This window comes from Pseudenterobacter timonensis, assembly GCF_900021175.1.
GTDB lineage: Bacteria > Pseudomonadota > Gammaproteobacteria > Enterobacterales > Enterobacteriaceae > Enterobacter > Enterobacter timonensis.
Map to the genome: position 1 here is coordinate 201,672 of NZ_FCOP01000011.1, position 26,152 is coordinate 227,823.

General features: G+C 55.8%; 30 protein-coding genes. 17 read left to right on the forward strand and 13 right to left on the reverse strand.

The annotated features are described in order from the left end of the window. Positions 1-36: 36 nt before the first annotated feature. Entirely contained in the window at positions 37-324 is a 288-nt protein-coding gene (gene yjfN / locus BN3796_RS07330) for a DUF1471 family protease activator YjfN (protein ID WP_061707725.1), read from the reverse strand. 136 nt (positions 325-460) lie between these two features. Then, the gene (bsmA, locus tag BN3796_RS07335) at positions 461-769 is read right to left on the reverse strand and encodes a biofilm peroxide resistance protein BsmA (protein ID WP_061707726.1); all 309 of its coding nucleotides are present in this window, start codon (positions 767-769) and stop codon (positions 461-463) included. Positions 770-927: 158 nt separating this feature from the next. On the opposite strand from bsmA, the gene yjfP reads away from it, so the two are divergent. Continuing rightward, positions 928-1,653: an esterase gene (gene yjfP / locus BN3796_RS07340; RefSeq protein ID WP_061707727.1), complete on the forward strand. Its 726-nt coding sequence runs from the start codon at positions 928-930 to the stop codon at positions 1,651-1,653. Here the strand turns inward: yjfP and ulaR are convergent. Then, positions 1,650-2,405: an HTH-type transcriptional regulator UlaR gene (ulaR, locus tag BN3796_RS07345; protein WP_061707728.1), complete on the reverse strand. Its 756-nt coding sequence runs from the start codon at positions 2,403-2,405 to the stop codon at positions 1,650-1,652. The genes yjfP and ulaR overlap by 4 nt on opposite strands. Before the next feature lie 109 nt (positions 2,406-2,514). Beyond that, on the reverse strand, positions 2,515-3,579 hold the full coding sequence (gene ulaG, locus BN3796_RS07350; protein ID WP_061707729.1) for an L-ascorbate 6-phosphate lactonase: 1,065 nt from the start codon (positions 3,577-3,579) through the stop codon (positions 2,515-2,517). A gap of 360 nt (positions 3,580-3,939) precedes the next feature. Between ulaG and ulaA the strand changes: the two genes are divergently transcribed. Genes ulaA through BN3796_RS07380 form a run of 6 tightly spaced genes read left to right on the forward strand, consistent with a single transcriptional unit; the run spans position 3,940 to position 8,349 of the window. Further along, positions 3,940-5,340, forward strand: coding sequence for a PTS ascorbate transporter subunit IIC (ulaA, locus tag BN3796_RS07355; RefSeq protein WP_061707730.1), 1,401 nt, complete (start codon positions 3,940-3,942; stop codon positions 5,338-5,340). 11 nt (positions 5,341-5,351) lie between these two features. Beyond that, positions 5,352-5,657 (forward strand): PTS ascorbate transporter subunit IIB, encoded by a 306-nt coding sequence (gene ulaB, locus BN3796_RS07360; protein ID WP_003856022.1) that lies wholly within the window; start codon positions 5,352-5,354, stop codon positions 5,655-5,657. A gap of 9 nt (positions 5,658-5,666) precedes the next feature. Continuing rightward, complete coding sequence (gene ulaC / locus BN3796_RS07365; protein WP_061707731.1) at positions 5,667-6,134, forward strand: PTS ascorbate transporter subunit IIA; 468 nt, start codon at positions 5,667-5,669, stop codon at positions 6,132-6,134. Between the two features lie 12 nt (positions 6,135-6,146). Beyond that, complete coding sequence (gene ulaD, locus BN3796_RS07370; RefSeq protein WP_073885149.1) at positions 6,147-6,800, forward strand: 3-keto-L-gulonate-6-phosphate decarboxylase UlaD; 654 nt, start codon at positions 6,147-6,149, stop codon at positions 6,798-6,800. Positions 6,801-6,809: 9 nt separating this feature from the next. Further along, the gene (locus BN3796_RS07375) at positions 6,810-7,676 is read left to right on the forward strand and encodes an L-ribulose-5-phosphate 3-epimerase (protein WP_061707733.1); all 867 of its coding nucleotides are present in this window, start codon (positions 6,810-6,812) and stop codon (positions 7,674-7,676) included. Next, entirely contained in the window at positions 7,663-8,349 is a 687-nt protein-coding gene (locus BN3796_RS07380; RefSeq protein WP_061707734.1) for an L-ribulose-5-phosphate 4-epimerase, read from the forward strand. The genes BN3796_RS07375 and BN3796_RS07380 overlap by 14 nt, the downstream gene beginning before the upstream one ends. A gap of 135 nt (positions 8,350-8,484) precedes the next feature. Here BN3796_RS07380 and yjfY read toward each other — a convergent pair whose 3' ends face one another. Further along, complete coding sequence (gene yjfY / locus BN3796_RS07385; RefSeq protein WP_061707735.1) at positions 8,485-8,760, reverse strand: DUF1471 family protein YjfY; 276 nt, start codon at positions 8,758-8,760, stop codon at positions 8,485-8,487. 340 nt (positions 8,761-9,100) lie between these two features. On the opposite strand from yjfY, the gene rpsF reads away from it, so the two are divergent. The 5 genes from rpsF (at position 9,101) to BN3796_RS07410 (ending at position 11,620) form a co-directional block, all read left to right on the forward strand. After that, entirely contained in the window at positions 9,101-9,496 is a 396-nt protein-coding gene (rpsF, locus tag BN3796_RS07390) for a 30S ribosomal protein S6 (protein ID WP_061707736.1), read from the forward strand. A 6-nt stretch (positions 9,497-9,502) separates the two neighbouring features. Next, on the forward strand, positions 9,503-9,817 hold the full coding sequence (priB, locus tag BN3796_RS07395; protein ID WP_061707737.1) for a primosomal replication protein N: 315 nt from the start codon (positions 9,503-9,505) through the stop codon (positions 9,815-9,817). A 4-nt stretch (positions 9,818-9,821) separates the two neighbouring features. Beyond that, positions 9,822-10,049 (forward strand): 30S ribosomal protein S18, encoded by a 228-nt coding sequence (gene rpsR / locus BN3796_RS07400; protein ID WP_000135199.1) that lies wholly within the window; start codon positions 9,822-9,824, stop codon positions 10,047-10,049. A 41-nt stretch (positions 10,050-10,090) separates the two neighbouring features. Next, positions 10,091-10,540 carry a 50S ribosomal protein L9 gene (rplI, locus tag BN3796_RS07405; protein WP_039077786.1) on the forward strand — a complete coding sequence of 150 codons (450 nt, stop codon included), beginning with the start codon at positions 10,091-10,093 and terminating at the stop codon, positions 10,538-10,540. A gap of 150 nt (positions 10,541-10,690) precedes the next feature. Continuing rightward, positions 10,691-11,620: a DMT family transporter gene (locus BN3796_RS07410; RefSeq protein WP_061707738.1), complete on the forward strand. Its 930-nt coding sequence runs from the start codon at positions 10,691-10,693 to the stop codon at positions 11,618-11,620. A gap of 47 nt (positions 11,621-11,667) precedes the next feature. Here the strand turns inward: BN3796_RS07410 and BN3796_RS07415 are convergent, their stop codons facing one another. Then, complete coding sequence (locus BN3796_RS07415) at positions 11,668-12,294, reverse strand: OapA family protein (protein WP_061707739.1); 627 nt, start codon at positions 12,292-12,294, stop codon at positions 11,668-11,670. Positions 12,295-12,522: 228 nt separating this feature from the next. Between BN3796_RS07415 and fklB the strand changes: the two genes are divergently transcribed. Together fklB and cycA are read left to right on the forward strand one after the other, a co-directional pair. Beyond that, positions 12,523-13,143 carry an FKBP-type peptidyl-prolyl cis-trans isomerase gene (fklB, locus tag BN3796_RS07420; RefSeq protein ID WP_061707740.1) on the forward strand — a complete coding sequence of 207 codons (621 nt, stop codon included), beginning with the start codon at positions 12,523-12,525 and terminating at the stop codon, positions 13,141-13,143. Between the two features lie 302 nt (positions 13,144-13,445). Then, on the forward strand, positions 13,446-14,855 hold the full coding sequence (cycA, locus tag BN3796_RS07425; RefSeq protein WP_061707741.1) for a D-serine/D-alanine/glycine transporter: 1,410 nt from the start codon (positions 13,446-13,448) through the stop codon (positions 14,853-14,855). Positions 14,856-14,942: 87 nt separating this feature from the next. On the opposite strand, the gene ytfE is transcribed toward cycA, so the two are convergent. Beyond that, positions 14,943-15,605 carry an iron-sulfur cluster repair protein YtfE gene (gene ytfE, locus BN3796_RS07430; protein WP_061707742.1) on the reverse strand — a complete coding sequence of 221 codons (663 nt, stop codon included), beginning with the start codon at positions 15,603-15,605 and terminating at the stop codon, positions 14,943-14,945. A gap of 239 nt (positions 15,606-15,844) precedes the next feature. Between ytfE and BN3796_RS07435 the strand changes: the two genes are divergently transcribed. After that, positions 15,845-17,494 (forward strand): methyl-accepting chemotaxis protein, encoded by a 1,650-nt coding sequence (locus tag BN3796_RS07435; protein ID WP_061707743.1) that lies wholly within the window; start codon positions 15,845-15,847, stop codon positions 17,492-17,494. A 323-nt stretch (positions 17,495-17,817) separates the two neighbouring features. Here the strand turns inward: BN3796_RS07435 and BN3796_RS07440 are convergent, their stop codons facing one another. The 3 genes from BN3796_RS07440 to BN3796_RS07450 form a co-directional block, all read right to left on the reverse strand. Next, a complete protein-coding gene (locus tag BN3796_RS07440; protein WP_061708817.1) occupies positions 17,818-18,783 on the reverse strand; it encodes a DMT family transporter in 966 nt (321 codons plus the stop codon). Between the two features lie 75 nt (positions 18,784-18,858). Next, positions 18,859-19,683: an AraC family transcriptional regulator gene (locus BN3796_RS07445; protein ID WP_061707744.1), complete on the reverse strand. Its 825-nt coding sequence runs from the start codon at positions 19,681-19,683 to the stop codon at positions 18,859-18,861. Between the two features lie 84 nt (positions 19,684-19,767). Then, positions 19,768-21,711: a bifunctional 2',3'-cyclic-nucleotide 2'-phosphodiesterase/3'-nucleotidase gene (locus tag BN3796_RS07450; RefSeq protein ID WP_061707745.1), complete on the reverse strand. Its 1,944-nt coding sequence runs from the start codon at positions 21,709-21,711 to the stop codon at positions 19,768-19,770. Between the two features lie 179 nt (positions 21,712-21,890). Here BN3796_RS07450 and cysQ point away from each other — a divergent pair, with 179 nt between their 5' ends. Next, positions 21,891-22,631, forward strand: a complete 741-nt coding sequence (cysQ, locus tag BN3796_RS07455) for a 3'(2'),5'-bisphosphate nucleotidase CysQ (RefSeq protein WP_061707746.1) — start codon at positions 21,891-21,893, stop codon at positions 22,629-22,631. On the opposite strand, the gene BN3796_RS07460 is transcribed toward cysQ, so the two are convergent. Next, positions 22,625-23,182 (reverse strand): YtfJ family protein, encoded by a 558-nt coding sequence (locus BN3796_RS07460; protein ID WP_061707747.1) that lies wholly within the window; start codon positions 23,180-23,182, stop codon positions 22,625-22,627. The genes cysQ and BN3796_RS07460 overlap by 7 nt on opposite strands. A 323-nt stretch (positions 23,183-23,505) precedes the next feature. On the opposite strand from BN3796_RS07460, the gene BN3796_RS07465 reads away from it, so the two are divergent. Continuing rightward, the gene (locus BN3796_RS07465) at positions 23,506-23,712 is read left to right on the forward strand and encodes a DUF1107 domain-containing protein (protein WP_004387562.1); all 207 of its coding nucleotides are present in this window, start codon (positions 23,506-23,508) and stop codon (positions 23,710-23,712) included. A gap of 170 nt (positions 23,713-23,882) precedes the next feature. Here BN3796_RS07465 and BN3796_RS07470 read toward each other — a convergent pair whose 3' ends face one another. Beyond that, complete coding sequence (locus tag BN3796_RS07470; RefSeq protein ID WP_061707748.1) at positions 23,883-25,220, reverse strand: hemolysin family protein; 1,338 nt, start codon at positions 25,218-25,220, stop codon at positions 23,883-23,885. A 199-nt stretch (positions 25,221-25,419) separates the two neighbouring features. Next, positions 25,420-26,061, reverse strand: coding sequence for a peptide-methionine (S)-S-oxide reductase MsrA (gene msrA / locus BN3796_RS07475; RefSeq protein ID WP_061707749.1), 642 nt, complete (start codon positions 26,059-26,061; stop codon positions 25,420-25,422). Positions 26,062-26,152 lie beyond the last annotated feature (91 nt).

A 26,152-nucleotide genomic window follows, 5' to 3' on the forward strand; every position in this document is an offset into this window, starting at 1 on the left:
AAAAGCCGCCGTACAGGTGGCTTTTACACAACGGTATCAGGCATAGAGAATCGCCTGAACCTGCCAGCGATCGATGTGCACATCCTCCCGCATATGAATAATGCGGTACCATGAGGCGCCCTGCTCATCCGCTTTTAGCGCAATAAGGCGCTCAACATCCTGCGGGCTTCCGGAAATATCGTTAACGGAGATAAGCCCTATTTCATTCAGGCCTGTGACGCAGTCGGCGCTCGCAAACTCTGCCGACTGAGCGGAGGTACGCAACAGCCCCACTGAAAGAAGCAGTGAGTTAAAAGCAAGAGATCGTTTCATAGCCAGCTCCATTTCACGTTTTTCCGGTATCCGCCGGGCAATCCTTCGCGAATAAACTCACTTCCTTTGTCACAGGCATTGAGTTTATTCTGAACAGGAAAACGTCTATGGACGCAAAGCAGTGTAAATGTCGTTTAAATGCTGACAGTTACTTCCGATACAAAATCGCCTGCGAGTACCACTGAGCGGGCACGATCGTTTCGTCAATCATGATAATGACGTAATAATCTGCGTTTGCGGCGACCGCTTTTGCGCGTATGGCCTCTTCCGCATCCGCGGGGGAGCCGTACACCAGCGCGGTAACGCTACCCATTCGCTGCAAGCCTTCCGTCTGGTCACGACGGATCTCCTGCGGCTTGTCGGTTAACGGCGGTGGCGGTTGCGGTGTCCCCTGCAGGACGCTACAGCCAGTCAACAGTAATACCGGTAATAACGCCTTAAGCCTTCGCATAACCATAGCTCGTTTCCTGTTAGTGATAGTGTAGAAGCCATTGCGTTTCATTTTGGGGGAATGTTCCCAAATTGATACCTGTGACGTAAATTTCGAATGAAAATGTTCAGAAAGCGTAATCCAGTTCTCAACATTATGAATCATCCCGGATAAGAGGCACAAAAATGATAGAACTCAGGACAAAGCGGCTGGGCAGGCATGAGGTTTTACACGCCGCGCCTGCAGGTAAAACAGGCGAACCGCTGCCGGTTATTCTCTTTTATCACGGGTTCACTTCCTCGAAGCTGGTTTATAGCTATTTTGCCGTGGCGCTGGCCCAGGCGGGTTTTCGCGTGGTGATGCCAGACGCGCCCGATCATGGCGCTCGCTTTTCCGGTGATGAGCAGGCGCGCCTGGGGGCGTTCTGGCAAATCCTGCACGGCAATCTGGAGGAATTTACCGGGCTGCGCGATGCGGTCTGTGAGGCGGGTCTGGTACAGGAGGGGCGACTGGCGGTGGCGGGGGCCTCTATGGGCGGTATGACGGCGCTGGGCATCATGCGCAACCACCCGGAGGTGAAATGTGTGGCAAGCCTGATGGGCTCGGGCTACTTTACCACGCTCGCGCGAACGCTCTTTCCGCCGCAGGCAGAGCCAGAGGCGGTGCTCGCCCCGCTGAAACAGTGGGAGGTGATCGACGCGCTGCCGCGCCTTGCCGATCGGCCGCTGCTGCTGTGGCACGGCGAGGCGGATGATGTTGTGCCTGCGGCAGAGACGTTTCGCTTACAGCAGGCGCTGCGCCGCGAAGGGCTGGATAAGAACCTGACCTGCCTGTGGGAAGCGGGTGTGCGGCATCGCATCACGCCAACGGCGCTGGATGCGACAACCGCTTTTTTCCGCCAATACCTTTAGACCCGCAGCACCTTAACGCCCTGATCCTCCAGCTTCTGGAGGATCTGCGGATCGGCAGTTTTGCCGGTAATAACCATATGGATCTGCTCCGCGCGGCTGAACAGCATGCCGGCGCGTTCGCCCACCTTGCTGCTGTCGACCAGCACGACCAGTTTACCCACCACGTTCAGCATGTTCTGTTCCGCCATGGCGGTGAGCATGTCGGTCTTGTATAGCCCGTCAGCCGTCAGCCCCTTGCCGCTGGTAAACATCCAGTGTCCCGCGTAGAGGCTATTTTCGCTGTCCTGCGGACTTAAGGTGATGGACTGGCTCTTGTTGTACTGGCCGCCCATGATTACCACGCTCTCATGCTCCTGATCGATGAGGTAGTTCGCCAGGGGCAGATAGTTGGTAATTATCTGGACCGGCTTGCCGCAAATCTCACGGCCAAGCAGAAACGCCGTAGAGCCGCAGTTAATCACCACGCTTTCACCGGGATTAACCAGCTGCGACGCGGCCCGGGCAATACGTACCTTTTCGTCGTGATTCATCGCCTGATGAATATTCATCGGCGTCCAGCGCGGGCGCTGCTGGCTAACCGCCTCTGCGCCGTTGCGTACTTTTTTAAGTTTGCCGTTTTCATCAAGTTTATTTATATCGCGACGGGCCGTTGCCGGGGAGATCCCCAGACGGTCGATAACCTGGTCGACAGTGACAAAGCCCGTCTGCGCCAGATGTTCAAGCAATATTTGGTGCCGTTGCGCTTCAGTCATGAGCTATTCCGATGCAAAATGAAATAAAAAGATGATATTTGAAATAGCCTGAAATTACTAAGCAAAAATAGCATCGCCAGGTTGCTGACCCGGCGATGTAATCGGTCTATTACAGGAACGATTTGAACGGTAGATCCGGTTCAATCGTAAAGCAATCGTCGAAGCCGCGAGGATAATGATATTCCAGATTGTCTTTGTCCAGAGGCCAGGTGAATTTGCCGCCAACCTGCCAGATAAACGGCTTAAAGCCATATTTCAGACGATCTTTTTTCATCTCCCACAGCACGCGGATCTCCTGCGGATCGGCCTGGAAGTTTGACCAGATATCATGGTGGAACGGGATCACCACTTTGGTGTTCAGGGCTTCCGCCATGCGCAGCATATCCGCGCTGGTCATCTTATCGGTGATACCGCGCGGGTTCTCGCCGTAAGAGCCTAACGCTACGTCGATCTGATGCTCATTGCCATGTTTGGCATAGTAGTTGGAGTAGTGGGAGTCGCCGCTGTGATAGAGCGAACCGCCGGGTGTTTTGAACAGATAGTTCACCGCGCGCTGGTCCATGCCGTCCGGCAGCACGCCTGCGGCTTTTTGGTCGGCTGGCAGAGTGATCAGGGCGGTACGGTCAAATGCGTCCAGCGCATGGATCTCGATATCTTTAATTTTCACCACGTCGCCTGGTTTCACAACAATGCAGCGTTCTTTCGGCACGCCCCAGCCTACCCACAGGTCGACACAGGTCTGCGGCCCGATGAACGGTACGGTATCCGGGCAGTTCTGCATTACCGCCGCGGCCACGTTCACGTCGATATGATCGTTATGATCGTGAGTGGAGAGCACCGCATCGATCTGGCGAATGGCGAACGGATCCAGTACGAAAGGGGTGGTACGCAGGTTTGGCTGAAGCTTTTCGACGCCAGCCATACGTTGCATCTGGTGCCCTTTTTTCATTAGCGGGTTGCCGTGGCTCTGCTTGCCGGTTCCACACCAGAAGTCGACGCAGACGTTAGCGCCCCCTTCCGATTTCAGCCAGATCCCCGTGCAGCCCAGCCACCACATCGCGAACGTGCCGGGAGCGACCTGCTCCTGTTCGATCTCTTCGTTGAGCCAGCTGCCCCATTCCGGGAAAGTGCTCAGAATCCAGGATTCACGGGTGATGGTGTTCACTTTACTCATCGGTTTACTCCCTGCGCGTAATCAAAAGTAGTCATTTGGTGATTTGTTATGATTGATATTATCACCGTTTCATCACCAATGCAATGCAAAAAATGCAGATTATTTTGCCTCATCCTGCCCTTGACTTCTAATTACAGCAGGCGTATGGAGCAACTGATTTCTGATAATTTTATGAAATTTAACAGTTTATTTAGTAAGTGGTGAGGAGAATGAAAATCACTATTGATTACATGGAAATAATTTGCGTGATGCGTCACAAATAATCAAATGCAATCTTGTGGTGATTATTTCTGATTAATAGAGTGAACAGCACCAACCACACGGGGACTGCCCCTTTGTGTTTCACTTCTGGAGAGAGTTATGGAGATCCTCTACAACGTCTTTACCGTCTTTTTTAACCAGGTAATGACTAATGCTCCGCTACTGCTGGGCATCGTGACATGTTTGGGCTATATCCTGCTGCGCAAAAGCGTGAGCGTCATTATTAAAGGCACCATCAAAACCATTATCGGTTTCATGCTGCTGCAGGCAGGTTCAGGAATCTTAACCAGCACCTTTAAACCCGTGGTGGCGAAGATGTCCGAAGTTTACGGTATCAACGGCGCCATTTCTGATACCTACGCTTCCATGATGGCGACTATCGATCGTATGGGTGACGCGTATAGCTGGGTCGGTTATGCCGTACTGCTGGCGCTGGCGCTTAACATCTGTTACGTCCTGCTGCGCCGGATCACTGGCATTCGCACCATTATGCTGACCGGGCACATCATGTTCCAGCAGGCGGGGCTGATTGCGGTCTCCCTCTATATTTTCGGCTATTCGATGTGGACGACCATCATCTGTACGGCGATTCTGGTCTCTCTCTACTGGGGCATCACCTCCAATATGATGTTCAAGCCGACCCAGATCGTGACCGACGGCTGCGGCTTCTCCATTGGTCACCAGCAGCAGTTTACCTCATGGATTGCGTATAAAGTTGCCCCCTACCTGGGCAAAAAAGAAGAGAGCGTTGAGGATCTTAAGCTGCCCGGCTGGCTGAATATCTTCCACGACAACATCGTTTCTACGGCGATTGTGATGACGATCTTCTTTGGCGCGATCCTACTCTCCTTTGGCATCGACACCGTGCAGGCGATGGCGGGCAAAACCCACTGGACGGTCTACATCCTGCAAACCGGCTTCTCCTTTGCCGTGGCGATTTTCATCATTACTCAGGGCGTGCGTATGTTCGTTGCTGAGCTGTCCGAAGCGTTCAACGGTATCTCCCAGCGTCTGATCCCTGGCGCAGTACTGGCGATTGACTGTGCGGCGATTTACAGCTTCGCGCCGAACGCCGTGGTCTGGGGCTTTATGTGGGGCACCATCGGCCAGCTGATTGCCGTCGGCATTCTGGTGGGCTGCGGCTCTTCCATCCTGATTATCCCGGGCTTTATCCCGATGTTCTTCTCCAACGCCACCATCGGCGTTTTTGCTAACCACTTCGGCGGCTGGCGCGCGGCGCTCAAGATTTGCCTGGTCATGGGGATGGTTGAAATCTTCGGCTGCGTATGGGCGATTAAGCTCACCGGCATGAGCGCCTGGATGGGGATGGCGGACTGGTCAATTCTGGCGCCGCCAATGATGCAAGGCTTCTTCTCCATCGGCATTGCATTTATGGCCGTCATCATTCTGATTGCACTGATTTATATGTTCTTCGCAGGACGCGCGCTGCGTGCTGAAGAAGATGCAGAAAAACAACTGGCAGAAGTGTCTGCTCAATAAGGAGTTTGATTATGACCGTACGTATCCTGGCTGTGTGTGGTAACGGGCAAGGCAGTTCCATGATTATGAAAATGAAAGTGGACCAGTTTTTAACCCAGTCAAATATTGACCACACGGTAAATAGCTGCGCGGTAGGGGAATACAAAAGCGAGCTGAATGGCGCGGACATCATCATTGCCTCCACGCACATCGCGGGCGAAATCAGCGTCAGCGGCAACAAATATGTGGTGGGCGTACGCAACATGCTGTCGCCTGCGGATTTTGGTCCAAAACTGCTGGAAGTGATCAAAGAACATTTTCCGCAGGACGTGAAGTAAGGACGCGACATGAAATTACGTGATTCGCTGGTTGAGAACCGCTCTATCTGTCTGCAGGCCGAGGCGGAAACCTGGCAGGAAGCCGTCAAAATCGGCGTGGATTTGCTGGTGGCTGCTGACGTTGTCGAGCCGCGCTATTACCAGGCCATTCTGGATGCCGTTGCCCAGCATGGGCCGTACTTTGTGCTTGCCCCGGGCCTGGCGATGCCGCACGGCCGCCCGGAAGAGGGGGTAAAGAAAACCGGTTTTGCGCTGGTCACGCTGAAAAAGCCGCTGGCGTTCAACCATGAAGATAACGATCCCGTCGATATCCTGATCACCATGGCGGCGGTGGACGCCACGACCCATCAGGAAGTGGGCATCATGCAGATCGTTAACCTCTTCGAAGATGAAGAAAATTTTGACCGTTTACGCGCCTGCCGCACCGAGCAGGAAGTACTGGATTTAATCGATCACGCCACAGCGGCGGCAGTTTAAGAGGAATTTCGCATGTCTCAGTTACCAATGTTGCAGGTCGCCCTGGATAACCAAACCATGGATAGCGCGTATAAAACGACGCGTCTGATCGCGGAAGAGGTCGACATTATCGAAGTGGGCACCATTCTTTGTGTTGGCGAAGGTGTACGCGCTGTGCGCGATCTGAAAGCGCTTTATCCGCACAAGATCGTGCTGGCGGACGCCAAAATCGCCGATGCAGGCAAAATCCTCTCCCGTATGTGCTTTGAAGCCAACGCCGACTGGGTCACCGTGATCTGCTGCGCAGATATCAATACCGCCAAAGGGGCGCTGGACGTGGCAAAAGAGTTTAACGGCGACGTACAGATCGAACTGACAGGCTTCTGGACCTGGGAGCAGGCCCAGCAGTGGCGTGATGCGGGCATCGAGCAGGTGGTTTATCACCGTAGCCGCGATGCGCAGGCTGCAGGTGTTGCCTGGGGCGAGGCGGATATCAGCGCCATTAAACGCCTGGCGGATATGGGCTTTAAGGTCACCGTAACCGGCGGTCTGGCGCTGGAAGATCTGCCGCTGTTTGCGGGCATTCCGGTTCACGTCTTTATTGCAGGTCGTAGCATCCGTGATGCCGCCGATCCGGTTGAAGCCGCGCGTCAGTTCAAACGCTCAATTGCCCAGCTTTGGGGCTAAGGAGCGGGTATGTTGTCTAAACAGATCCCGCTTGGCATTTATGAAAAAGCGCTCCCCGCCGGGGAGTGCTGGTTCAGGCGGTTACAGCTGGCAAAAACGCTGGGCTTCGATTTTGTCGAGATGTCGGTGGATGAGACTGACGAACGACTGGCCCGCCTTGACTGGAGCCGCGAGCAGCGCCTGGCGCTGGTAAGCGCCGTGGCGGAAACCGGTGTACGCGTCCCCTCCATGTGCCTGAGCGCCCATCGCCGCTTCCCGCTGGGGAGCGAGGATGATGCCGTTCGCGCGCAGGGGCTGGAGATCATGCGTAAAGCGATTCAGTTCGCGCAGGATGTCGGGATTCGCGTGATTCAGCTCGCCGGGTATGACGTCTACTACCAGGAAGCCAACGACGAAACGCGCCGCCGCTTCCGCGATGGCTTAAAAGAGAGCGTCAAAATGGCGAGCCGCGCGCAGGTGACGCTGGCGATGGAGATCATGGACTATCCGCTGATGAACTCTATCAGCAAAGCGCTGGGCTATGCCCACTATCTGAATAATCCGTGGTTCCAGCTCTACCCCGATATCGGCAACCTTTCTGCGTGGGATAACGACGTGCAGATGGAGCTGCAGGCGGGCATGGGCCATATCGTGGCGGTGCATGTCAAAGATACCCGCCCGGGCGTATTCAAGAATGTACCGTTCGGCACCGGGGTGGTGGAGTTCGAACGCTGTTTCCAGACGCTCAAAGAGAGTGGTTATTGCGGGCCATACCTGATTGAAATGTGGAGTGAAACCGCTGAAGATCCTGCGGCAGAAGTGGCCAAAGCCCGCGACTGGGTGCGCGAGCGTATGGCAAAGGCGGGGCTGATGGAGGTGGTGCATGAAGCCGCTTAAGCAGCAGGTTTTTGAAGCCAACATGGATCTGCCTCGCTATGGTCTTGTGACCTTTACCTGGGGCAATGTCAGCGCAATCGACCGCGAGCGTGGGCTGGTGGCGATCAAGCCAAGCGGCGTCGCCTATGATGTGATGACCGCCGACGACATGGTTGTGGTCGACATGGAAGGCAATGTGGTGGAGGGCAAATGGCGTCCGTCATCCGATACGGCGACCCATCTGGCGCTCTATCAGCGTTACCCCTCGATCGGCGGCGTGGTACATACCCACTCCACGCACGCTACCGCCTGGGCGCAGGCGGGGCTGGCTATCCCCGCGCTGGGAACGACCCACGCGGACTATTTCTTTGGCGATATCCCCTGTACGCGGGCGCTAACCGAAGAAGAGGTGCAGGGGCAGTATGAACTCAATACCGGAAATGTGATCATCGAGACGCTGGGCGAAAGCGAGCCGCTGCATACGCCGGGAATAGTGGTCTATCAGCACGGGCCGTTTGCCTGGGGTAAGGATGCGCACGACGCGGTGCACAACGCGGTGGTGATGGAAGAGGTGGCGAAAATGGCGTGGATTGCGCGCGGCATTAATCCTCATCTGCGCAACATCGATAATTACCTGATGAACAAACATTTCATGCGTAAGCATGGCCCGAACGCCTACTACGGGCAGAAGTAAAACGCGCTTCGGAATACCAAAACAGTTGTAACCGGGGGTATTCCGGAGCCACCCATAAAAAAGCCCCCTGCAAAGGGGGCTAATCTCACAAAGTCATGTTCTCGTTGTGTGCTTGCCTGGTGTCAGCCTAAGTGCTTACTTATAAATTTTCGCACTGGCGTGGATATTGCCGTTGCTGCCGGGTTCACGCATCAGTATCGACTGATAGTAACGTGCGTGCCGGGCATCGGCTTCCTGTGCAAGGGCTTGATCTGCTTCGCTTTCGGTGGCGACGTTATGGTTAATATAAATCACACCTAAGCTCTGCACATCGTCCATATTTCTGGCCTGTCGGCCGTCTATCTTGATGGCTGCTATCGCGTTTGCGCTGAGCAAAAGCGCAGCCAGAACAGCAATTGCGATGTTTTTCATGATATGCGCTCCACGACTGCGTACTGCGTAACGGTTGAGTCTCTCCTTCTTGACGGTTGGGTTTCTAATTTAAGTGTAATCGTTCCTGATGAGGGTGATGGCGACCATTTCTGATGCTGTTGTTCAAAAAAATGGCGCGTCTGAAGTTGGTTAATTTTAAACCATCGATTCAGGGGCACTTCGCGGTTTGTGCGAATCTTTTGCACAATCGACTTGAGTTATTTGGGGGGCGCAAGTAGAATGACGCGTCATTTTTCAGCCGACCTTTAACACGTTCCTTGCCTCCCCGGGCCTCGGCTGACCCAGACAGGAGGCTGAATAATCCGTAAGGAGCAATTCGATGCGTCATTACGAAATCGTTTTTATGGTCCACCCTGACCAGAGCGAACAGGTTCCGGGCATGATCGAGCGTTACTCTGCTGCCATCACTGGTGCAGAAGGCACGATCCACCGTCTGGAAGACTGGGGCCGCCGTCAGCTGGCTTACCCGATCAACAAGCTGCACAAAGCTCACTACGTTCTGATGAACGTTGAAGCTCCGCAGGAAGTGATCGATGAGCTGGAAACTACCTTCCGCTTCAACGATGCCGTTATCCGCAGCATGGTTATGCGTACTAAGCACGCTGTTACCGAAGCATCTCCGATGGTTAAAGCGAAAGACGAGCGTCGTGAGCGTCGCGATGATTTCGCAAACGAAACCGCAGATGATGCTGAAGCTGGGGATTCTGAAGAGTAATTTCTGATGACCAACCGTCTGGCGTTGTCCGGCATCGTATGCAGGGCTCCCCTTCGAAAGGTCAGTCCATCAGGAATTCCGCATTGCCAGTTCGTGCTTGAGCATCGTTCTGTGCAAGAGGAAGCCGGGTTTCACCGGCAGGCGTGGTGCCAAATGCCCGTTATTATTAGCGGACACGAAAACCAGGCCATTACTCACAGTATAACGGTCGGCAGTCGCATAACCGTTCAGGGGTTCATCTCTTGCCACAAGGCAAAGAACGGTCTGAGCAAAATGGTTCTGCATGCCGAGCAGATTGAATTGATAGATTCTGGAGACTAGCCAAATGGCACGTTATTTCCGTCGTCGCAAGTTCTGCCGTTTCACCGCGGAAGGCGTTCAAGAGATCGACTATAAAGATATCGCTACGCTGAAAAACTACATCACCGAAAGCGGTAAGATTGTCCCAAGCCGTATCACCGGTACCCGTGCAAAATACCAGCGTCAGCTGGCTCGCGCTATCAAACGCGCTCGCTACCTGTCCCTGCTGCCGTACACTGATCGTCATCAGTAATCGGTCACGGTCCATTAATACGACTTTGAGAGGATAAGGTAATGCAAGTTATTCTGCTTGATAAAGTAGCAAACCTGGGCAGCCTGGGTGATCAGGTTAACGTTAAAGCGGGCTACGCTCGTAACTTCCTGGTTCCGCAGGGCAAAGCTGTTCCGGCTACCAAGAAAAACGTTGAATTTTTCGAAGCACGTCGCGCTGAACTGGAAGCCAAACTGGCTGACGTTCTGGCTGCTGCTAACGCTCGCGCTGAAGCAATCAACGCACTGGGCACCGTTACCATCGCGTCTAAATCTGGCGACGAAGGTAAACTGTTCGGTTCCATCGGTACTCGCGACATCGCTGACGCTGTAACTGCAGCTGGCGTTGAAGTGGCTAAGAGCGAAGTTCGTCTGCCGAACGGCGTTCTGCGTACCACTGGTGAGCACGAAGTGGACTTCCAGGTTCACAGCGAAGTGTTTGCTAAGCTGATCGTAAACGTGGTTGCTGAGTAATTTTTTACTCTGTTCACGTCGAAACGCCGGCCTTGTGCCGGCGTTTTGCTTTTCTGCCCAGACAGAAACGGTTCCTTCCCTTGTATCTCCGCCTTGCCTGTCGCATTCTCTGCTATAAAATGAAACGCAATTTTATCTTTGAGATTCGATATGGATACCGCCTCCTCATTCTCCGTTTTTGCCCGTAAAAAGGTTGCTTACGCCTGCGCTACGCTCTGTTGCCTGCTGTGGGGAAGCTCCTATCCGGCTATTAAAAGCGGTTATGAACTCTTTCAGATCGCCGCCGATGATATCCCGTCGAAGCTGGTATTTGCCGGCTATCGTTTTTTGTTTGCCGGTCTGTTGCTGCTGCTGTTCGCTTTTATTCAGCGCAAGCCGCTTGCCCGGCTCACGCCGCGTCAGTTTGGCCAGCTCACGGCGCTGGGGCTGACTCAGACCGCCCTGCAGTATCTCTTCTTCTATATCGGGCTGGCGTATACGACCGGCGTTAAAGGGTCGATCATGAATGCGACCGGCACCTTTTTTAGCGTGCTACTGGCGCACTTTATCTACCAGAACGATCGCCTGAGCTATAACAAAACGCTCGGCTGTATCCTTGGCTTTGCGGGCGTCATGCTGGTCAACTTTAACAGCGGACTAAAGGATGTAAGCTTTATCTGGAACGGCGACGGTTTTATCGTGCTAGCCGCCTTTATTCTCTCTGCCGCCACGCTCTACGGGAAACGCATTTCCCAGACCGTTGACCCGACGGTGATGACAGGCTGGCAGCTGGCGATAGGCGGGGCGGCATTGGTAGCGGGAGGCTATGCCACGGGCGGGACGCTGGAGGTGCACAGCATGAAGGCCGTTGCCGTGCTGGGGTATCTGACGCTGCTCTCATCCGTGGCGTTCGCCCTGTGGAGCGCGCTGCTGAAAGTGAACCGCGTTAGTATGATTGCCCCGTTCAACTTTGTCATTCCTGTCGCAGGGACGGTGCTTTCCGCCATCTTCCTCGGCGAAAACATTCTGGATATCAAATACGCGATTGCGCTGGTGCTGGTCTGCTCGGGGATCTGGTGGGTGAACAAGCGGAGCGCCTGAGAAGTGAAGTGCCGGGTGGCGGCTTCGCCTTACCCGGCCTACAGGAACTAGCGTGCCCGGATAAAACTGCCGTCGGGTTGACGGGTAAACAGCACCTGCTGACCGTTCCCCGTGTCAATCGTTAACCCGGTCACTACGCCGTTGGCATTCTGGCGAATTTGCACCATCTGGCCATTTTGCAGATTGCTCAGCGGTTTGCCTTCGCCCTCCACGCGCGCCATCGCATAGACATCCGTGGGCGGCAGGCGGTGGTCGCGGAAGAGCTGCGCCAGCGTTTTGCCAGGCTCAACCCGATAGGAGCGCCACTGCTGATCGATGCCGGAAGGCTGCTGAGCCTGGGGCTCGGCGGGCGCCGTCTGCGCCTGCGGCTCTTCCTCCTGAACGGGCTCTGGCTCGACCGGCGCGACCTGCTCGTCACTGTTCGGCGTGACCAGCTGTGCCTGCATTGGCCGTTCGTTGGCCTGCGGCTGAATATCCAGCTGCGCGTCACGGCTTACCGGGGCTGCGGTGTCGGTCTCATTGCCAGACGGAAGCAGAAAGCCCACGATCACCAGCAGGGCGGCAATAATAATGCCCCTGCGGTGTAAAGGCGGCAGCGGATCCATGATGCGAAAGTTGTCCGGCGCTTGCCAGATTTTCGCCAGGGTTGGTTTAAGTTCAAATCGCCCGGGCATGGCTCTCCTCCTGCTCCGCGTCATTCCTCTGTACCGAAGTATAGTTTGCTAACTGCCTGATGGGTGTAGCAAAGTCCGCTTCCGTGATATCCGTTCGGGATTCATCCTGGTTATTCCTATTGTTTCTGTTTCATCGCAATTTGTCATCTTTCCTTCAGACAAAGTTTTACCCGTCAGGGCGTGGCTGATATGCTGCCCGCTACTTTAAATGTGATGGAAGGAAATCCCATGACCACCCCGACGTTTGATACCATCGAAGCGCAGGCAAGCTACGGCATCGGTTTGCAGGTAGGCCAGCAGCTGAGCGAATCCGGCCTGGAAGGACTGATCCCCGAGGCGCTGGTGGCGGGTATCGCTGACGCGCTGGAAGGCAAACATCCTGCCGTGCCGGTAGACGTTGTGCATCGCGCGCTGCGTGAAATCCACGAACGCGCTGACGCCGTTCGCCGCGCGCGTTTTGAAGAGATGGCTGCCGAAGGCGTGAAATATCTGGAAGAGAACCGCGAGCGCGAAGGCGTGAACAGCACCGAATCGGGCCTGCAGTTCCGCGTGATCAACCAGGGCGAGGGTCCAATCCCGGCGCGTACCGACCGCGTTCGCGTTCACTACACCGGCAAGCTTATCGACGGCACTGTGTTTGACAGCTCCGTGGCGCGCGGCGAACCGGCAGAGTTTCCGGTAAATGGCGTGATTGGCGGCTGGATTGAAGCGCTGACCCTGATGCCGGTCGGCTCTAAATGGGAACTGACCATCCCGCACAACCTTGCCTATGGCGAGCGCGGTGCAGGCGCTTCTATTCCGCCGTTCAGCACCCTGGTTTTTGAAGTCGAACTGCTGGAAATCCTCTGACGGTCTCGTCTCTTCCTCTCCCTCCCGGGAGAGGAAAATAGCGGCATATCCTCTTGTTACGCCTGAATCAACATTTTATCTTGCAAATGTAGCTGTTACGTGTATTTTTGTGAGCTGTTTCGCGTTGTATGAGTGATATGCCACTCACTTTCAACATATAATTAACATTATATTCAAATCATAGTATTCATCCCGCCGATTCTTACCTAATATCGATGAGTCTTTACATAAGACCGTCTCATGACGAAATGAAGGGCCAGCAGAGCCTTAACAACACAGACAGGTACAACAGGAAAAAACACATGGTAGATCAGGTTAAAGTCGCCGCCGACGAAGAGGCGTCGTCTGAACAGTCGCTACGGCGCAATCTTACAAACCGTCATATTCAGCTTATCGCTATTGGGGGCGCCATTGGCACCGGGCTGTTTATGGGGTCAGGTAAAACCATCAGCCTCGCCGGGCCGTCGATTATTTTCGTCTATATGATCATCGGCTTTATGCTCTTTTTCGTGATGCGCGCAATGGGTGAACTGCTGCTGTCGAATCTCGAATATAAATCCTTTAGCGACTTCGCGTCCGATCTGCTCGGCCCCTGGGCCGGCTATTTTACCGGCTGGACCTACTGGTTCTGCTGGGTAGTGACCGGCATGGCGGACGTGGTGGCAATTACCGCCTACGCGCAGTTCTGGTTCCCCGGCCTCTCTGACTGGGTCGCTTCGCTGGCGGTGGTGATCCTGCTGCTGAGCCTTAACCTCGCCACCGTGAAGATGTTCGGTGAGATGGAGTTCTGGTTCGCGATGATCAAAATCGTCGCCATTGTGGCGCTGATTGTGGTCGGGCTGGTGATGGTGCTGACGCACTTTACCTCGCCGTCAGGGGTTCAGGCCTCGTTTGACCATCTGTGGAATGACGGCGGCTGGTTCCCGAAAGGGATTAGCGGCTTCTTTGCCGGCTTCCAGATTGCGGTCTTTGCCTTCGTCGGTATCGAGCTGGTCGGCACCACGGCGGCGGAAACCAAAGATCCGGAGAAATCCCTGCCGCGCGCCATTAACTCGATTCCGATTCGCATCATCATGTTCTACGTTTTTGCGCTGATCTTGATTATGTCCGTTACACCGTGGAGCTCGGTTGTTCCGACCAAGAGCCCGTTTGTTGAGCTGTTTGTGCTGGTGGGTCTGCCCGCTGCCGCCAGCCTGATTAACTTCGTGGTGCTCACTTCCGCCGCCTCTTCCGCCAACAGCGGCGTCTTCTCCACCAGCCGTATGCTGTTCGGGCTGGCGCAGGAAGGGGTAGCGCCGAAGGCGTTCGCCAAGCTCTCTAAGCGTGCGGTACCGGCGAAAGGGCTGACCTTCTCCTGCATCTGCCTGCTGGGTGGAGTGGTGATGCTCTACGTTAATCCGAGCGTGATTGGCGCGTTCACGATGATCACCACCGTGTCGGCGATCCTCTTCATGTTCGTCTGGACCATCATTCTCTGCTCTTATCTGGTCTACCGGAAGCAACGCCCGCAGCTGCACGCGGCCTCAAAATACAAAATGCCGCTCGGCAAACTCATGTGCTGGGTCTGCATGGCGTTCTTTGTCTTTGTGCTGGTGCTGCTGACGCTGGAAGATGACACCCGTCAGGCGCTTATCGTCACGCCGCTGTGGTTCATCGCGCTGGGGCTGGGCTGGCTGTTTATTGGCAAGAAACGTATGGCGGGAATGCGTTAAGCATGTTGCCGGGTGGCGCTGACGCTTACCCGGCCTACGTTCGCGGACGTTGTAGGCCCGGTAAGCGCGAGCGCCATCGGGCTTTTTTTATTCCCCGGCCAGTGCGCGCGGGAAGAGTACGTTGTTCTCAAGACTGATGTGTTCCATCAGATCGTCAATCATCTCGTTAATGCCGTTGTACATCGCTTTCCAGGTCGTGCACGCTTCCGGCGGTGGTGTAACGTTGTTGGTTGTGTGTTTGATCACCTCCAGCAGCTCGCCCGCGTCGTCGTGTTCGCTCTCCATCACGCTAATCGGGCCCATCGCCTGGCTGCCCATTCCCTGTTTGATCATCGGGAAGAGGATCTGCTCCTCTTTCATCAGGTGGCTGGAGAGCTCTTCGTGCAGCATGGTCAGGTATTTGGCCAGCCCGCGCGGTACGGAGGTTTTGTCGGCGTGAACGCGCTCCACTTTGGTCGCCTGCAGGATCAGTTCCGGCAGCTGCTCACGGTGACGATCATGGTAGCGCACAATGATATGGTCGATGATCTCCGCCAGCGGCGCGGTACGCCAGTCTTTGTCGATAGTCTGTTCAGCCAGTCGCGCCAGCTCCGCTTCAATCTCTTCCACGTTCAGCTCTTTACGCGCCGCCGCGCGCGCCAGCGTCTGTTTGCCGCCGCAGCAGTAGTCCATGTCATATTTACGGAACAGTGCGGATGCGCGTGGAATGGAGAGCGCCAGCTCACCTAAAGGTTGGTCACGAAAGGCCATAACAGTTACCTCATCAATAATAATATAAAGTGCATTTTAAATGCATCTTTAAAGTGAAGCTATAACCCTTTCGGATGAAGGGTGAAAATGAGATCTAAATCACAAATATTTCTTGATGGATAACCTGCTGATACATAATTAAAAAATCACGAAAACAGACGGGCAACATGAACGGAACATTAAACAAGCGGAGCGGGGTGCCGATAGATACACGTTCACTACCCTTGTTAAGGCCTGTCATGTTTAAACGTATCAAAGTTATTACCTTATTAATTATGGTGTTAATCGTGTTGGGGGCGATGCAGCTTATCACCGCCGCCATCTCTATAACCGCCCTGAATAACGACAAACACCACTTCAACGTCTCCCGGCTCGCCAGCAAGAACGTGGCGGAATTTACCGATGCGTGGATAAGCCTCAATCAGGCGCGCGTCACCCTTAACCGCGGCATGTTACGCCTGCAAAGCAGCATGGCGAGTCAGATCAACGGCGGTCAGCTAAACGAGCTGGTTAACAGCGCGAAAACGCTGCTGGCAGACGCGCAGACGCATTACGACAAATACTACGTCCTGCCGGAAACGCCGGGTTTTGACGAACGGCTCGCGGATCGGCTGGAGGCGCAGTATCGCAACTACTCCGCCACCCTGACGCGGATGAACTCTTTCCTGGCGCAGGGCAACCTGGAGGAGATGTTCAGGCAGAACGCCGAGCAGCAGCAGGTGGCGATGCAGAAGGTCTACCGCGAATGGCGCGAGGCGCAGTCTGAGCTGGCGGACGCCGGCATCCGCGATAATGAGAACGACTACCGGCGTATCCTCTGGATCCTCTCGGCGGCCATGCTGGTGGTTATCGCTGTGATTATCGCCAGCTGGATAGCGATGCGCCGCGTGCTGCTGCTGCCGCTTCATGAGGTGATGGAGCATATCCGCGCTATCGCGCGGGGCGATCTGACGCAGCCGATAGAGACTCACGGCAAAAACGAGATGGCGCTGCTGGCTAAAAACGTCCACGAGATGCAGCAGGCGCTGGCGAATACCGTGGGCGTGGTACGCGACGGGGCCGATACCATCTTCACCGGCGCGGGCGAGATTTCGGCGGGGAGTAACGATCTCTCTTCCCGTACCGAGCAGCAGGCCGCCTCGCTGGAGGAGACCGCCGCGAGCATGGAGCAGCTGACCGCCACCGTGAAGCAGAATACCGATAACGCGCGGCAGGCCTCCCGTCTGGCGCTGGAAGCCTCCACAACCGCGACAAAAGGCGGAGCCGTGGTGGAGGGGGTGGTGCGCACGATGGATGAGATTGCCGCCAGCTCCAGCAAAATTGCGCAGATCACCAATGTGATCGACGGCATCGCCTTCCAGACCAACATTCTGGCGCTCAACGCCGCCGTGGAAGCGGCGCGCGCGGGTGAGCAGGGGCGCGGTTTTGCGGTGGTGGCAGGGGAGGTGCGTACGCTGGCGAGCCGTAGCGCCCAGGCCGCGAAAGAGATCAAAGTGCTTATCGACGACGCGGGCGAGCGCGTCAGCGCAGGCTCGCAGCTGGTGAATGACGCGGGGACAACAATGGCGGAGATCGTCAGCGCCGTCACGCGCGTCACCGATATTATGGGTGAGATCGCCTCCGCCTCTGATGAGCAGAGCCGGGGCATCGATCAGGTCGGCCAGGCGGTAGCCGAGATGGATCGCGTGACCCAGCAGAATGCCTCGCTGGTGGAGGAGTCGGCCGCCGCCGCGTTGGCGCTGGAGGAGCAGGCCGCTCGTCTGACCGAGGCGGTCGCGGTATTTAAAATTACGCGGAAACAGGCGGTGAAAGCGGCGCCAGTGAAAACGTATGTTGCAAAAGCGCAGCCTCTCGCAGCCACGTCTGAAGCGAACTGGGAAACGTTTTAAAAACCTGCCCGGTGGCGCTTCGCTTACCGGGCCAGCGGGTTTGCAGTTGTAATGCAGGCCGGGTAAGGCGCAGCCGCCACCCGGCTTTTTTACGACGTGAAGTTTATCGCTCGTCGTAATTTGCCCGGTGGCGCTTCGCTTACCGGGCCTACGGGTTCGCAGTTGTAATGCAGGCCGGGTAAGGCGCAGCCGCCACCCGGCTTTTTTACGACGTGAAGTTTATCGCTCGTCGTAATTTGCCCGGTGGCGCTTCGCTTACCGGGCCTACAGGTTCGCAGTTATAATGTAGGCCGGGTAAGGCGCAGCCGCCACCCGGCAAAATTTTACAGCTCCGACGCCGACGCTACCCTCGGCTTTTCCGGCTTCGCCCGCACGGCAATCGCCACGCCAGCTACGAGCAGCGCTATGCCGCAGGCGGTTAACAGGGGCGGCAGGCTCTGGCGTAGCAGGAAGGTATAAAGCAGTCCCGCCAGCGTCTCAAAGACAATAAGCGGGCCTAAAATCACCGTCGGCAGCTTCTGGCTGGCGATATTCCAGCACAGCGCCCCTACCCATGAACAGAGCACCGCGATAGCGATCATCAGCCCGACAAAAAACCACGGGCGCGGGCCGAACGGTAGCGCAAACGCGGGCTGCTGCATGCTAAGCCATCCGCAGGCGGCCGCGTACCCCAGCAGGGAGACCGGCAGCGTCACCAGCGCCTGGGCGGTGGCCCACATCATAGGATGTTTGTTCGGATTCTCCCGCAGCCAGCGCGCGTTGCGCAGGGCGTACCACGCCCAGCAGGCGACGGAGACCAGCGCCAGCAGAATGCCTGAACCGTAGCGCCAGAGGCTCACCTCCGCCAGACCGTGGCGCAGCTCGGCGATATTGACGCAGAACAGACCCAGAGCGATACAGACCAGCGCGGGCGCCATCGTCGACCAGGCGAGCCGGCCATCCCGCTGGCTATAAAAGAGGTTGGCAAAGACCGGAATCACCACCGGCAGGGTGCCGATAATCATCGTGGTGACCGGCGCGCCGGTGCGCTGTATGGCGCTTGCCAGGCAGGCGTAATAGATAAGATTACCCGTCAGGGTAAGGGCCAGCGCCGTTCGCCAGTCCTGGCGCGTAAGCTGGCGCAGGCGAACACGCCCGAGCCACGCCAGCGGGAGCGCAATCAGCCCCAGCGCCAGGTAACGCCCCATTGACTGCAACACCGCCGGGTAGTCAGGAACCAGTAACGGCCCGACAAAAATCAATCCCCACATCAGCCCCGCCAGGAGGGCATAGAGCACGCCGCTAACCATTTTTCTGTCCATATGGTGAATACCTGCGGGCAGTGTAGGGAGGGGGAGGGGCGAAATATTGTATGAGATTGCGCATTAGCGTCGCACAACCTGTTTCTGGTAGCGGACGGGCGTAATGCCGTAACGGCGGGCAAAGGTGCGGGTCAGATGCGACTGATCGGTCAGCCCTGCGGCGGCGGCCACTTCGGCGGCGGGCATACCGTGGGTGAGAAACGCTTTGGCACGCCACAGGCGGATCGCCATCAGCATCTGATGCGGGGTAACGTGAAAATGGGCTTTAAACTGGCGCTGAAAATGGTACGGGCTCAGGGAGGCCACGTTCGCCAGCTCGTCAAGGGTGACGGGGCGCATATAGTTGTCGTGCAGATAGTCGCGCACCCGTTCAAAGCGGTGCCCCCCTTCGCGCAGGGCGGGCGCATGGCGCGCCAGCGGCCGGAAAGTGTCGATCAGATCGAGCAGTAAACCCTGCTGCGCCAGCGGATCGTCGGTATGCCAAAGCCCATAGATTAGCTGGCAGAGCTGCTGCGAGCGGAGGGGATCGTGGCGGGTGACATCCTTGAACCACCAGTGGCGTACGCCGGTGATCTGTTCCAGCAGATCCGGCTCCAGATAGATCATCCGGTAGCGCCAGCCGTCGGCGGTCTCCGCCTGGCCGGTGTGGATCTCGTCAGGGTTCATGGTCACCACGGAGTAAGCCGGAGCGACATGCTGCGTGCCGCGATAGCGAAAGCGTTCGGCGCCCGATTCAATCGCGCCGATGCCGAACGCTTCGTGGGTATGCGGCTCGAAGGCGTAGCGGGAGATATGGGCGTGGTATAACTCCACGCCCGGAAGCTGCGGCAGATGCCGGAATCGCGCGCTGTCTCTTTCGTCGATAAAGCTCTCAGGTACGCCCTGCACGGTCAGCCTCCTTGTGAATCATCCCTTCATTATCTGAGATGCTCCCCGGGGATGCCACAAAAATTAACCAACCATTAACAAGGGCTATTTACTCAAATCCACCTGATAAAGGGCAAAACCGATCTCGTCGTTCCCGACCTTATGCATCGGGTACTGCGCCTTATCTTTGATAAACGTTGCCGCCTTGTCGGACGGAGAGGTTTCAAAGCGGATGTCCAGCTTCGTCGCGCTGTGAATGGGCGCCAGACGCCAGTTGTTGTCTGCCGCCGGATGGATCTCCCCCTCTTTTTTCGACATTTCGCCAATCCATGCCGCCACCACCGAACGGTTCTCATCCGGGGAAGCAAAGGCGATATGGCTGTCGCCGGTGCCGGCAAACTTACCGCCGTAGGCGCGATAGTTATTGGTGGCGACCAGGAAGGTGGCATTCGGATCGATCGGTTTACCGTTAAAGGTCAGGTTCTTAATGCGCTCCGCCTGCGGATTCACCGTCTGGCACTCCCCGTCATATTTCGCGGGCTGGGTGACGTCGATCTGGTAATTCACCCCGTCAATCACGTCGAAGTTGTAGGTGCGGAAACCGTCCCAGTTGATGAGCGACTGCGGCTGGCTGCGGGTAGGATCGATCTGGTTGAACTGCCCGGCGGAGCACTCCAGCCACTCTTTCACCTCTTTGCCCGTGGCTTTCACCACCACCAGGGTATTCGGGTAGAGATAGAGATCCGCCGCGTTACGGAAGGTGAGCTGGCCTTTTTCCACCTCCACGTAGCTGGCCGGATCGTTTTTACGTCCGCCCACCTTAAAGGGCGCGGCGGCGGAGAGCACCGGCAGCGCGGCCAGATCCGGGTCGCCCTGAATAAAGTGCTCCACATAGGCTTTCTGCGCCATGTTGACGACCTGAACGGTCGGATCGTCCTGCACCAGCGCCAGGAAGCTGTACATGTTGTCGGCGGATTTGCCGATCGGCTTGCTGACAAATTCACGGGTGGCGTCGTGATCGTGTTTCAGGACGTCCACCAGCGATTTATCCTCCGCAGCCAGCGATTTTTTAGCGGCCGCATCGTAAATAGGGCGCGCCTCGGCCTTCGACTGGGTTACCTGCCACTGACCGCCGTCGTTACTGAGCACTAAATCCACCACGCCAAGATGGTCGCCCCACATACCCGGCATCACCGACGGCACGCCGTTCAGCGTCCCTTTCTCGATATCCGCCCCTTTGATACTGGCAAAATCTTTGCCGGGGAACACCGCGTGGGCGTGGCCGAAGAGAATGGCGTCGACGCCCGGCACCTGGCTCAGGTAGTAGACCGAATTTTCCGCCATCGCCTGGTAGGGATCGGCGGAGAGGCCGGAGTGGGCCACCACCACCACCAGATCCGCGCCCTCTTTACGCATCTCCGGCACATATTTGCGGGCGGTTTCGGTGATGTCGTTCACGGTCACTTTGCCGGTCAGATTAGCCTTATCCCAAGTCATGATCTGCGGCGGCACAAAGCCGATATAGCCGATTTTCAGCGTCTGCGATTTGCCGTCCCGATCGGTAACCGTGGTCTCTTTAATCAGATAGGGGGTGAAGAGCGGTTTTTGCGTCTTCACGTCGATGATATTGGCGTTAACGTAGGGGAATTTTGCTCCCGCCAGCGCCTTATGCAGATAGTCGAGGCCGTAGTTAAATTCGTGGTTACCCAAGTTGCCGACCGCGTAGTCGAGGGTGTTGAGCGCCTTATAGACCGGATGGATCTCTCCCGCCTTCAGCCCTTTCGCCGCCATGTAGTCCCCGAGCGGGCTGCCCTGAATCAGATCGCCATTATCCACCAGCACGCTGTTTTTCGCCTCCTGGCGGGCGGCGTTGATTAAACTTGCCGTACGTACCAGCCCGAATTTCTCGGTAGGGGTATCTTTGTAGTAGTCGAAGTCCATCATGTTACTGTGGAGGTCGGTGGTTTCCAGAATACGCAGATCCACCGTGGCCGCCTGTACGCTCGCCGCAATCAGCGTCGCCAGGAGCGTTGCGCTAAACTTAATCATCAGAGGGGTCCTTAATTCGATCCAGGGCACAAAAGAGATATGAATATCATTTATGTTGCTTAAAGAATTGTGAATCGTGCCAGAAAAAGCAGACGTGAAACCGGAATTGCTTCACAGATAGTGATTACGATATAAGTAAAACAAACAGTTATGCCACTGTGATAACAAAGAGGTGGAAGATGCTCGATAAAATTTGTCAGCTTGCACGGGACGCGGGCGAAGCCATCATGCAGGTCTACGAGGGAGCAAAACCCATGGAAATTATCAGCAAGTCTGATGATTCCCCGGTGACCGCCGCCGATATCGCAGCGCATGCGATTATTGTTAACGGGCTGACGGCGCTGACGCCGGAGGTGCCGGTGCTATCGGAAGAGGATCCCCCCGCCTGGGACGTTCGCCAGGGGTGGCAGCGCTACTGGCTGGTCGACCCGCTGGACGGTACTAAAGAGTTCATCAAGCGTAACGGGGAGTTTACCGTCAACATCGCCTTGATTGACCACGGTAAGCCGGTGCTGGGCGTGGTCTACGCACCCGCGCTGAAGGTGCTCTATAGCGCCGCCGAAGGCAAAGCGTGGAAAGAGGAGTGTGGCGTACGCAAGCAGATTCAGGTGCGCGAGGCGCGCCCGCCGCTGGTGGTGATTAGCCGCTCGCATACCGATAACGAGCTGGAGGAGTACCTGCAACAGCTGGGGGATCACCAGACCACGTCTATCGGCTCCTCCCTGAAGTTTTGCCTGGTGGCGGAAGGGGAGGCGCAGCTCTATCCGCGCTTCGGGCCGACCAACATCTGGGATACGGCGGCGGGACACGCCGTCGCCGCCGCTGCCGGGGCGCACGTTCACGACTGGCAGGGTAAGCCGCTGGATTACACCCCGCGTGAATCGTTCCTCAACCCCGGCTTCAGGGTTTCGCTCTACTGACCGAGCAGCTTGTGCAGCAGGGCAACTACCTGCTGCACCTCCTCCTGCGTCAGCGCCCCGTCTTTCACCCACTCCACGCGTCCCTCTTTATTGAGGACAATCACCGCCGAGCTCTCCTCCTCCAGCCCCCAGGCTTTACGCGTTACGCCGTTACTGTCGACGATGAACTGTGACCAGGGATAGAGCTTTTTATTACTTTCAAGACTGCTGCGTACAAACATGCCGGAGCCGGGGATGGCGTCATCGGTGTTAACAATGGTGGTGGTCTGGTAGACCTCATGGGACAATTTTGCGGACTTGATCGCTTCCACCAGGGTGGCGTTTTTCTCTTTTGCCGAGGTTCGGCCAGCAATATGTTGCACCACTCGCACTTTTCCTGCGAGCTGCGCGCTATTCCAGGCTTTATAGCTAAACTCATCATTGTTGAGAATCAATTCTCCTCTGTCGGCAATACCGACCGGCGGCAGACGTTGTCCTTTTTCAATGTTATGTGCGGAGGCCAGCAGCGGCATTAACAGGCATGCTGCGGCAAAGAGGTTACGAAAGGTCATAATGTTTCCTTTTTGATGGCAGGTGATCCGACCACTAGGTCTTACTTTTTAATGATAAGTGCGATCAATGGTCTTTTCCCGCAATCCTGATGCCAGTTTGCGGGCTAACGCACATATATTCATAAAAACGATGACTTATACTGCCTGCTCCGAGGGACCGCAGAGAATATTCTGAATAATTGTAATCATACGGTAAATAAACTTAGGCAAACTGGGTAACCAGGTTGTTCTGGTCTATAGTCATTGGGCAGCAAAATTTGCGCTCAGACGAGTCGGGCCGATTGTGGCACCGCAAGAGCGTATGATTCGCAGGAGAAACAAGAATGAAAATTTTCCAACGCTACAACCCGCTTCAGGTAGCGAAGTACGTAAAAATACTTTTCCGTGGACGGTTGTATATCAAGGACGTAGGCGCTTTTGAGTTTGATAAGGGTAAGATCCTTGTCCCGAAAGTGAAGGACAAACAGCACTATTCCGTTATGTCCGAAGTCAACCGTCAGGTTATGCGTCTGCAGACTGAGATGGCTTAACCAACGTGCTATGCAATAGACAAACGGCTCCCGAAGGGAGCCGTTGTTGTTTATGTCATACTTCAAGTTGCCTGTGCGTTGGCTCCCTGGTCACGTACTTATGTACGCTCCCGGGGATTCACTGCGTCGCCGCCTTCATGCAACTTGAATTTTTTAGGGAACAGGAGGTTTTACGCCGACACCTTCTCTTCCGCGTCCGGCAGCCTCGGCGTCAGGACGGTTGGTTTGTTATCAATGCGCGTCACCAGCAGCTGGTCGATGCGGTAGTTATCAATATCCACCACTTCGAACTTATAGCCGGAGAACTTCACCGAATCGGTGCGTTTCGGGATTTTACGCAGCATAAACATCATAAAGCCGCCGATGGTTTCGTAGTTGCCCGACTGGGGGAACTCGTCGATATCCAGCACGCGCATCACGTCATCAATCGGCGTACCGCCGTCAATCAGCCATGAGTTCTCGTCACGCGCGACGATCTGCTCCTCCAGCCCCTGGCCCACCAGGTCGCCCATCAGGGTGGTCATCACGTCGTTCAGGGTGATAATACCTACCACCAGCGCATACTCGTTCATGATCACCGCGAAATCTTCGCCAGCGCTTTTAAAGCTTTCCAGCGCTTCGGAGAGGGTGAGGGTGTCCGGCACAATCAGCGTATTGCGGATCTGTACGCCGCTGTTCAGCGTCAGGCTCTGGTTCGCCAGCACGCGGTTCAGCAGATCCTTGGAGTCCACATAGCCGATGATATGGTCAATATCTTCGTTACAGACCAGGAATTTCGAGTGCGGATGCTGCGCCACCTTGTTCTTCAGGCTTTGCTCATCTTCATGCAGATCGAACCAGATAACATTTTCGCGCGAGGTCATCGAGGAGGGGACGGTGCGCGATTCCAGTTCAAAGACGTTCTCGATCAGCTCGTGCTCCTGCTTACGCAGCACGCCCGCCAGCGCGCCCGCTTCAAATACCGCATAGATATCATCCGTCGTGATGTCATCTTTACGCACCATCGGCAGCTTAAAGAGGCGGAAGATGGTGTTCGCCAGACCGTTAAAGAACCACACCAGCGGACGAAAAATAAACAGGCAGAAGCGCATCGGGTTGATGATACGCAAAGCCACGGCTTCAGGCGCAATCATACCGATGCGTTTCGGAGTCAGGTCAGCAATGAGGATGAACAGACCGGTCACCACGGTGAAGGAGAGAATAAAGCTCAGCTGTTCGGCAAGCTCTGCGGACATATAGGGGCTGAAGAGACTGTAGAACGCCGGTGAGAAGGCTGCATCGCCGACAATACCCCCCAGGATCGCCACCGCATTCAGGCCAATCTGTACAACGGTGAAGAACATACCGGGGTTTTCCTGCATTTTCAGAACGCGTTGCGCATTCATATTGCCTTCGTCGGCAAGCAGTTTAAGTTTTATTTTACGGGACGCGGCCAACGATATCTCCGATATCGAAAAAAAGGCGCTGACGGCAATAAGACAAAGTATTACTAAAATACTGTTTAACATAGTTTATCCGGCTTCTCGCCAGATCCTCGGAAGGGAAGTTAATGACATTTGTGTGAATACACTTTGAACACCCGCTCGTAGCGGTGAGCCGATATTTTCAGCGGCTAGTATAGCGTAAAGGGGTGTAAATCTGCCAGAGGTCACATTTTGCTCGTTTTATCGACAAAAAACGCGCGCCTTTTTGGCGCGCGCTTCATTATTATGCCTGCTGTGGCGGCAGGCAAACGCCAATGCCGCCGATGCCGCAATAGCCGTACGGATTCTTGTGCAGATACTGCTGGTGATCGTCCTCGGCATAGTAGAACGGCGTGGCGGTAGCGATTTCGGTCGTCACGGTTCGGGTGTCGCCCGCCTCGCGCATGGCGCTCTGGAAGCGTTCAAGGCTGGCGCGGGCGGCGGCATCCTGCTCGGGCGTCAGGGGATAAATCCCCGAACGGTACTGGGTACCGTGATCGTTGCCCTGACGCATACCCTGCGCCGGGTCATGATTCTCCCAGAAGACCTGCAGGAGCTGGTCGTAGCTAATGACCGCTGGATCATAGACCACGCGTACCGCTTCCGCGTGGCCGGTTTCGCCGGAGCACACTTCACGGTAGGTCGGATTAGGGGTATAGCCGCCGGTATAGCCCGCGGCGGTACTGTAGACGCCAGGCAGTTGCCAGAAGAGGCGTTCAACGCCCCAGAAGCAGCCCATCGCGAAGAGGGCAATCTCCATCCCTTCCGGGACGTGCGTCATGGAGCGGCCATTAACGGCATGCAACGTTGCGACTGGCATCGGCGTATTGCGTCCCGGTAATGCATCTGACGGGGAAACAAGATGCTTTTTGTCAAATAAACTCACGGTGTGACCTCCCGGGGTACAAAGCTTCAGTTAAGGTTGTAACGAAGCGTTTAATTGAACACAATAAACGCACTGAATGAGTCTAGATTTA

What these genes read in the sequence shown, in the direction of transcription:
- BN3796_RS07450 (WP_061707745.1), bottom strand. Translation starts at nt 21,711, where the DNA reads ATGATTAAGTTTAGCGCAACGCTCCTGGCGACGCTGATTGCGGCGAGC.
- ulaA (WP_061707730.1), top strand. Translation starts at nt 3,940, where the DNA reads ATGGAGATCCTCTACAACGTCTTTACCGTCTTTTTTAACCAGGTAATG.
- yjfY (WP_061707735.1), bottom strand. Translation starts at nt 8,760, where the DNA reads ATGAAAAACATCGCAATTGCTGTTCTGGCTGCGCTTTTGCTCAGCGCA.
- ulaB (WP_003856022.1), top strand. Translation starts at nt 5,352, where the DNA reads ATGACCGTACGTATCCTGGCTGTGTGTGGTAACGGGCAAGGCAGTTCC.
- BN3796_RS07415 (WP_061707739.1), bottom strand. Translation starts at nt 12,294, where the DNA reads ATGCCCGGGCGATTTGAACTTAAACCAACCCTGGCGAAAATCTGGCAA.
- ulaD (WP_073885149.1), top strand. Translation starts at nt 6,147, where the DNA reads ATGTCTCAGTTACCAATGTTGCAGGTCGCCCTGGATAACCAAACCATG.
- cysQ (WP_061707746.1), top strand. Translation starts at nt 21,891, where the DNA reads ATGCTCGATAAAATTTGTCAGCTTGCACGGGACGCGGGCGAAGCCATC.
- BN3796_RS07380 (WP_061707734.1), top strand. Translation starts at nt 7,663, where the DNA reads ATGAAGCCGCTTAAGCAGCAGGTTTTTGAAGCCAACATGGATCTGCCT.
- rpsF (WP_061707736.1), top strand. Translation starts at nt 9,101, where the DNA reads ATGCGTCATTACGAAATCGTTTTTATGGTCCACCCTGACCAGAGCGAA.
- ulaR (WP_061707728.1), bottom strand. Translation starts at nt 2,405, where the DNA reads ATGACTGAAGCGCAACGGCACCAAATATTGCTTGAACATCTGGCGCAG.
- BN3796_RS07460 (WP_061707747.1), bottom strand. Translation starts at nt 23,182, where the DNA reads ATGACCTTTCGTAACCTCTTTGCCGCAGCATGCCTGTTAATGCCGCTG.
- fklB (WP_061707740.1), top strand. Translation starts at nt 12,523, where the DNA reads ATGACCACCCCGACGTTTGATACCATCGAAGCGCAGGCAAGCTACGGC.
- BN3796_RS07470 (WP_061707748.1), bottom strand. Translation starts at nt 25,220, where the DNA reads ATGTTAAACAGTATTTTAGTAATACTTTGTCTTATTGCCGTCAGCGCC.
- cycA (WP_061707741.1), top strand. Translation starts at nt 13,446, where the DNA reads ATGGTAGATCAGGTTAAAGTCGCCGCCGACGAAGAGGCGTCGTCTGAA.
- ytfE (WP_061707742.1), bottom strand. Translation starts at nt 15,605, where the DNA reads ATGGCCTTTCGTGACCAACCTTTAGGTGAGCTGGCGCTCTCCATTCCA.
- BN3796_RS07465 (WP_004387562.1), top strand. Translation starts at nt 23,506, where the DNA reads ATGAAAATTTTCCAACGCTACAACCCGCTTCAGGTAGCGAAGTACGTA.
- ulaG (WP_061707729.1), bottom strand. Translation starts at nt 3,579, where the DNA reads ATGAGTAAAGTGAACACCATCACCCGTGAATCCTGGATTCTGAGCACT.
- rplI (WP_039077786.1), top strand. Translation starts at nt 10,091, where the DNA reads ATGCAAGTTATTCTGCTTGATAAAGTAGCAAACCTGGGCAGCCTGGGT.
- BN3796_RS07440 (WP_061708817.1), bottom strand. Translation starts at nt 18,783, where the DNA reads ATGGTTAGCGGCGTGCTCTATGCCCTCCTGGCGGGGCTGATGTGGGGA.
- BN3796_RS07375 (WP_061707733.1), top strand. Translation starts at nt 6,810, where the DNA reads ATGTTGTCTAAACAGATCCCGCTTGGCATTTATGAAAAAGCGCTCCCC.
- BN3796_RS07410 (WP_061707738.1), top strand. Translation starts at nt 10,691, where the DNA reads ATGGATACCGCCTCCTCATTCTCCGTTTTTGCCCGTAAAAAGGTTGCT.
- bsmA (WP_061707726.1), bottom strand. Translation starts at nt 769, where the DNA reads ATGGTTATGCGAAGGCTTAAGGCGTTATTACCGGTATTACTGTTGACT.
- BN3796_RS07435 (WP_061707743.1), top strand. Translation starts at nt 15,845, where the DNA reads ATGTTTAAACGTATCAAAGTTATTACCTTATTAATTATGGTGTTAATC.
- yjfN (WP_061707725.1), bottom strand. Translation starts at nt 324, where the DNA reads ATGGAGCTGGCTATGAAACGATCTCTTGCTTTTAACTCACTGCTTCTT.
- rpsR (WP_000135199.1), top strand. Translation starts at nt 9,822, where the DNA reads ATGGCACGTTATTTCCGTCGTCGCAAGTTCTGCCGTTTCACCGCGGAA.
- yjfP (WP_061707727.1), top strand. Translation starts at nt 928, where the DNA reads ATGATAGAACTCAGGACAAAGCGGCTGGGCAGGCATGAGGTTTTACAC.
- ulaC (WP_061707731.1), top strand. Translation starts at nt 5,667, where the DNA reads ATGAAATTACGTGATTCGCTGGTTGAGAACCGCTCTATCTGTCTGCAG.
- priB (WP_061707737.1), top strand. Translation starts at nt 9,503, where the DNA reads ATGACCAACCGTCTGGCGTTGTCCGGCATCGTATGCAGGGCTCCCCTT.